The organism is Actinomyces sp. Z5 (genome assembly GCF_003287795.1).
GTDB lineage: Bacteria > Actinomycetota > Actinomycetes > Actinomycetales > Actinomycetaceae > Actinomyces > Actinomyces glycerinitolerans.
Genome location: NZ_QMIN01000067.1, coordinates 1 through 5,907, shown reverse-complemented (window position 1 = coordinate 5,907; position 5,907 = coordinate 1). Strand labels below are relative to the sequence as shown.

Here is a 5,907-nt window from a genome sequence, read left to right as displayed (position 1 = left end):
TGGCCGAGCTCGGCCACCACCGCGGCGGCCGCCGCCTCGGCCGAGCCGAGCGCAATGCCTTCCCCCGACTTCTCACTCCAGCGCACCGCGCCGGCCAGCACCCCGCCGGCGGCATGGACACCGGCCAGGACGGGGGCGCCATCGGGGCCGAGCGGCCGCATCTGCGCATCGACCGCCACGCCCACGCGGAACAGTCCCTGGGGCGCGCCCCAGTAATCGTGGTGGATCAGGCGGCGCAGGTTCTCCTGCCCGTCCGCGCTGACCCCGGCCAGCGGCAGGCCCAACACCGTGTCGGTGACCTGCCCGTGGGAGTCCATGGTCAGGGCCCCGGACTCGAAGCCGCCGGCGGCCAGGATGAAGGCGTCGGCACGGTGCTCGCGGGGTCGGCCCGCGGCCGCACTGGTGACGGAGACCAGTCGGCCGCCCTCGATGCGGCTGTCGACGACGCGTGCCCCCATGACCACGCGCACGCGCTCGGCGGAGGCGAGCCGGTCCAGCCAGTGCTCCAGCCGCAGCCCGGGTACCGACGGCGGCACCAGGGGAATCTCGCCGACGGGCGCGCCGAGGCGGTCGGCGAGTTCCCGGAAGACGCCGGGGCGGTTCAGCCCGAGCACGGCGGGCAGCAGCACGGTCTCGCCGTCGCGCACCCTGCCGTCCAGCAGGCGGGCGAGCCGGTCGATCCCGTCCGGGTGGTCCAGGGCGCGGGCATGCCCGACCGCGTTGGTGTCGCTCTCGCCTGCGCGGGCCTCGAAGTCGACGGTGATGGCGCGCGCCTGCACGCGTCCGCCGCCGGGCAGTTCGGCGCGCCCCAGGTTCCCGGCCACCATGTCGGCGGTGAAGTCCTTGAGCCGGGCCAGGCCGACCACCAGGTAGCGGCCGCCGTCGTGCAGCACGGACGCCTGCATGGAGGGCTGCACCAGCAGGGTGGGGCGCACGGCCCCCAGCGCCGTGGGCAGCCACAGGTTCGCGGGCCCCTCGCCGCTGTTCGCGGCGGAGCCGCCCTGCCCCGTGCCGGCGTCCTCCGCGGCGCCGTCCGGGCGCGCGGTCAGCAGGTCGGAGCCGACCAGGGCGGCGAAACGATCCACGCCGGCGGCAGTGGCCTCCCGGCCGATCACCCGATAGGGATGGCCCTCCGGCAGCAGGTCGGCCGCGGCAATGGCGGCGTAGGGGTGGGTGATGGCACGGCGTGCGGCTCGCTCCGCCTCGCCTCCGGCTCCCGGACCGGCCGGTCCGGCCGCGCCGCCGAGCCGTCCGAGCACGTCGATGGTTCCGGGCGACAGGGCCAGCCCGCCCATGCCCTTGGTGACCAGGGTGACGCCGGCTCCGGCCCGGCGCAGCCGCAGGGCGGCGGCGTAGCCGGCGATCCCGGCGCCGATGACGACGACGTCGCTGTTCATGCACGGACCTCCTGCTTGGCTGCGGCAGTGGCGCGGGTCGCGCCGGCGAGGGCCGCGGCTTCGGCGTCGAGCCGGGGAGCTGCGGCCAGGGCGGCCAGGGCCTCCGCCAGTTCGTCGGGCCGCTGCTCGCCGTCCTCCGCGTTCTCAATCGGGGTGGCCGCGGCGGCGGGGGCCGCGGCGGCGGGCAGGTCCTCGACGTCGAGCGTGCCCTGCAGCATCCAGAAGTCCAGGGCCGCCTCGCGGACCTGCTCGCCGTGCAGGATGGACCACAGCCCGATCCAACGGTGCCGCAGGAAGGTGCGCAGCAGCTCGGTCGCCTCGGCAGCATCGGTACGCCCCTGGCACACGTGTACGCCGGCCACGCGGGCGGCGCAGAAACCGCCCTGGCACGGGCCCATGCCGATGCGCAACTGGCGGCGCAGGTCGTCGAAGGAGGCGTCGGGCTGCTCGTCCATCAGGTCGGTGAGCATCTTGCGGGTGACCAGTTCGCACTCGCAGATGATCTGGTCCTCCAGCCGATCCTGCTCCCGGGCCGCCAGCCGGTGGGTGATGCGGTAGTTGTGGCCGGACTCGGAGCCGGGGACGGACTCGGTGTCCGTGGTGCACGGCCGCTCCACGCCCAGCTCGGCGCAGACGGCGTCGACCGTGTTCTTGGCCATCAGCCGGTAGGTGGTCAGCTTGCCGCCGGCCACGGTGATCAGCCCGGCCAGGCCCTCGGCTTCGCTGTGCCGCAGCACGGTCATGCCGCGGCTCATGTGGCGGGTATCGGTGCCGGATACGCGCTTGTCGCGCACCAGTGGCCGGGCGCCGGCCCAGGCGTGCACCAACCGCGTCTGCCGGAACCCGGGGATGAGGACCTCGCCGGCGTCGAGCATCTGGGCGACCTCTTCGCGGGGAATCGGGATGTGATCGGGGTCGGGGATGCGACTGTCGGTGGTGCCGATGATGGACACCGTGTGGTCGGGGACGAGGATGTCACCGTCGGCGGGGTAGACGCAGCGATTGATGACGTGGTTGACCAGCCGGTGGTTGACGGCGATCATGATGCCCGCGCCGGCCACGATCTCCACCGCCTCGGAGCCGGCCATGGCGGCCAGGCGCCCGCCCCAGGGGCCGGCGGCGTTGACGACCATGGCACAGGAGATGGTCAGGTCCTCGCCGGTCTTGAGCCCGTGGGCCCGCACGGCGACGACGCGGCGGTCTTCCCCCTCGCCCTCAACCACCAGGTCGGTGACCTCGTGGTAGGTCAGGATCTCGGCGCCGTGAGCCCGGGCCGAGCGGGCGGCGCCCCACACCATCTGCCAGCCGTCCACGGCGGCGTCGTTGACGGCGAAGGCTCGCTTGATGCCGGGGTTCAGACGCGGCTCCAGCCGCAGCGCCTCGGACAGGCTCAACTCCTCGCAGGCGACGCCGGTCTCCTGCGCGCCGATGAGGAAGCGGTCGGAGAATTCCAGGTCGTCCTCGGGGGTGACAACGAACATGCCGCCGGTGCGCTCGACGGCGTCGGCGTGGATGCGGGAGACGATGGCGTTCTCCTCGGCGCACTCGCGGGCGGAGCCGGGGTCGGATACGACGTAGCGGCCGCCGGAGTGCAGCAGCCCATGGAAGCGGCCGGAGGTGCCCTGTGCCAGGTCGGCGCGCTCCAGCAGCACGACGCTCAGGCCACGCATGGCGGCGTCGCGGGCGACCCCGACGCCGGTGGCGCCGCCGCCGACGACGACCACGTCGGCAGTCATGGCTCTCACTTTTTAGGACCTCCTCGTCCGGCTCGGCGGGGCGGCCACGCCGGGCCACCCGAACTGTTTGTCATTTTCATGACTACACGGCGTCGGGAGCTCGTGCACGCCGAATGCGCAAACGTTCACCGCGCGATACGACGGCGCGCACCTATTTCCCGTAACGATCGGACAAACCCCCTTTTTTCTTTGCAAATCCGCCGACTTCGCAACTGAGTTTCACCTCACCAACCTTCCGTCCCGGCGGTGCAGAGCTCCGAATCGGGGGCCGCCGTCGAGTACTTTCTAGGGTGTTCGGGCACAGCAACGACTCCGCCCGATCCTTCGTGGAACGCGGGCGGCGGCAGGCCGCTCGCCCTACACATCGAGCACGCTGTCGTGCAGAAAGTGAGCAGGCCATGAGTCTCGCCCAGATCTTCCTATCGGAGTTCTTCGGGACGTTCATCCTCATCCTCTTTGGTGCCGGCGTCTGCGCCGCCGTCAATCTCCCCAAGTCCAAGGCGCAGGGATCCGGCTGGATCGTCATCGCCTTCGGATGGGGCCTGGCGGTCTTCATGGGCGTCTACGCCGCCTACGCCACCGGCGGTCACCTGAACCCGGCAGTCACCATCGGCCTGGCCGTAGCCGGCAAGGATCTGGCGGCGGGTGTCCCTGCCACCGCCGCGAACATCTGCATCTACATCCTCGCCCAGATGCTGGGCGCCATCGTCGGCGCTGTCGCAGCCTGGCTGGCCTACAAGAAGCACTTCGACGAGCAGGCCCCCGGCGAGGTCAAGCTCAGCTGCTTCTCCACCGGCCCCGGCATCCGCTCCTACGGCTGGAACGTCGTCACCGAGGCCATCGGCACCTTCACCCTGGTCTCCTGGGTGATCTACAACGGCAAGTCCCCCTCCGAGCTCGGCCCGCTGGCGGTGGCCTTCGTGATCGTCGCCATCGGACTGTCGCTGGGTGGCCCCACCGGCTACGCCATCAACCCCGCCCGTGACCTGGGTCCGCGCATCGCCTACGCGTTCCTGCCGATCCCGGGCAAGGGCTCCGCTGACTGGGCCTACTCCTGGGTGCCGGTGGTCGGCCCGCTCCTCGGCGGCGTCGTCGCCGGTCTGCTCATCCCGAACATGGCCGGGCTGTTCTGACATTCGCCCGCAATCACAATGAAGTGAACTGAAAGGACTCGTTCATGACCGAAGCAACCGAGACCGAGAAGTACGTCCTGGCAATCGACCAGGGCACCACCTCCTCCCGCGCGATCGTCTTCAACCACTCCGGCCAGGTCGTCTCCATCGGCCAGCAGGAATTCACCCAGATCTTCCCCAACCCCGGCTGGGTCGAACACAACCCGGTGGAGATCTGGGAGTCGGTGCGCGCCGTCGTCGCCGAGGCCCTGCAGAAGGCGGAGATCAACCGCCACTCGCTGGCCGCCGTCGGCATCACCAACCAGCGCGAGACCACCATCGTGTGGGACAAGAACACGGGCGAGCCGATCTACAACGCCATCGTCTGGCAGGACACTCGCACCGCATCGATCGCCCGCGAGATCGCCGCCGGCGACCCGCTCGGCACCGAGCGCTACCGCCAGATCACCGGCGAGAACATCTCCACCTACCCCTCGGCCACCAAGGTCAAGTGGATCCTGGACAACGTGCCCGGGGCCCGCGAGAAGGCCGAGGCCGGAGACCTGCTGTTCGGCACCCCCGACACCTGGGTCGTGTGGAACCTGACCGGCGGCGTCAACGGCGGCGTCCACGTCACCGACGTCACCAACGCCTCCCGCACGCTGCTGATGGACGTGCGCACGCTGAAGTGGCGCGAGGACATCTGCGCCGACTTCGGCATCCCGATGTCCATGCTGCCCGAGATCCGCTCCTCCTCCGAGATCTACGGCTACGGCCGCAAGAACGGCCTGCTGATCGACACCCCGATCTCCGGCATCCTCGGCGACCAGCAGGCGGCCACCTTCGGGCAGGCCTGCTTCGAGGTCGGCACCGCGAAGAACACCTACGGCACCGGCTGCTTCATGCTGATGAACACCGGTGAGGAGCCCGTCTTCTCGAAGAACGGCCTGCTGACCACGGTGTTGTACCAGCTCGGCGACGCCAAGCCGGTCTACGCGCTGGAGGGCTCCATCGCGGTCGCGGGCTCCCTGGTGCAGTGGCTGCGCGACAACCTCGGCATGATCGAGAAGTCCAGCGACATCCAGGCCCTGGCGCGCACGGTGGAGGACAACGGCGGGGTGTACTTCGTGCCCGCCTTCTCCGGCCTGTTCGCCCCCTACTGGCGCGACGACGCCCGCGGCGTGATCGTCGGGCTGACCCGCTACGCCACCAAGGGCCACATCGCCCGCGCCGTGGAGGAGTCCACCGCCTTCCAGTCCGCCGAGCTGCTCGACGCGATCAACGCCGACGCCGGGGTTCCGCTCAAGGAGCTCAAGGTCGACGGCGGTATGACCAACGACGATCTGGTCATGCAGTTCCAGGCCGACCTGTGCGGCGTCGACGTGATCCAGCCGGTGGTGGCCGAGACCACCGCGCTGGGAGCCGCCTACGCCGCCGGTATCGCGGTGGGCTTCTGGAATGGTACCGAGGACGTCGTGGCCAACTGGCAGGAGGGCAAGCGCTGGACGCCGTCCATGGACGCCGCCGAGCGCGACCGCACCTACCGGCTGTGGAAGAAGGCCGTCACCCGCACCTTCGACTGGGTGGACGACGACGTGAAGTAAGGCCCCCTGGGTCCGGCAGATACGGCGGTCGGCCCCGTAGCCCGCAGCTACGGGGCCG

At 70.7% G+C, this 5,907-nt stretch carries 4 protein-coding genes; 2 read left to right on the top strand and 2 right to left on the bottom strand.

Annotated elements, in window-relative coordinates:
• The coding region (gene glpB / locus DRB06_RS09260; RefSeq protein ID WP_111819782.1) for a glycerol-3-phosphate dehydrogenase subunit GlpB at positions 1–1,397 on the bottom strand (1,397 nt) is incomplete at its 3' end.
• On the bottom strand, positions 1,394–3,142 hold the full coding sequence (glpA, locus tag DRB06_RS09255) for an anaerobic glycerol-3-phosphate dehydrogenase subunit GlpA (protein WP_111819781.1): 1,749 nt from the start codon (positions 3,140–3,142) through the stop codon (positions 1,394–1,396). The genes glpB and glpA, both read right to left, overlap by 4 nt.
• A 389-nt stretch (positions 3,143–3,531) precedes the next feature.
• Here glpA and DRB06_RS09250 point away from each other — a divergent pair, with 389 nt between their 5' ends.
• Complete coding sequence (locus DRB06_RS09250) at positions 3,532–4,266, top strand: MIP/aquaporin family protein (protein WP_111819780.1); 735 nt, start codon at positions 3,532–3,534, stop codon at positions 4,264–4,266.
• Positions 4,267–4,310: 44 nt separating this feature from the next.
• Positions 4,311–5,849: a glycerol kinase GlpK gene (gene glpK, locus DRB06_RS09245; RefSeq protein ID WP_111819779.1), complete on the top strand. Its 1,539-nt coding sequence runs from the start codon at positions 4,311–4,313 to the stop codon at positions 5,847–5,849.
• The last annotated feature ends 58 nt before the right edge of the window (positions 5,850–5,907 follow it).

What these genes read in the sequence shown, in the direction of transcription:
- DRB06_RS09250 (WP_111819780.1), top strand. Translation starts at nt 3,532, where the DNA reads ATGAGTCTCGCCCAGATCTTCCTATCGGAGTTCTTCGGGACGTTCATC.
- glpK (WP_111819779.1), top strand. Translation starts at nt 4,311, where the DNA reads ATGACCGAAGCAACCGAGACCGAGAAGTACGTCCTGGCAATCGACCAG.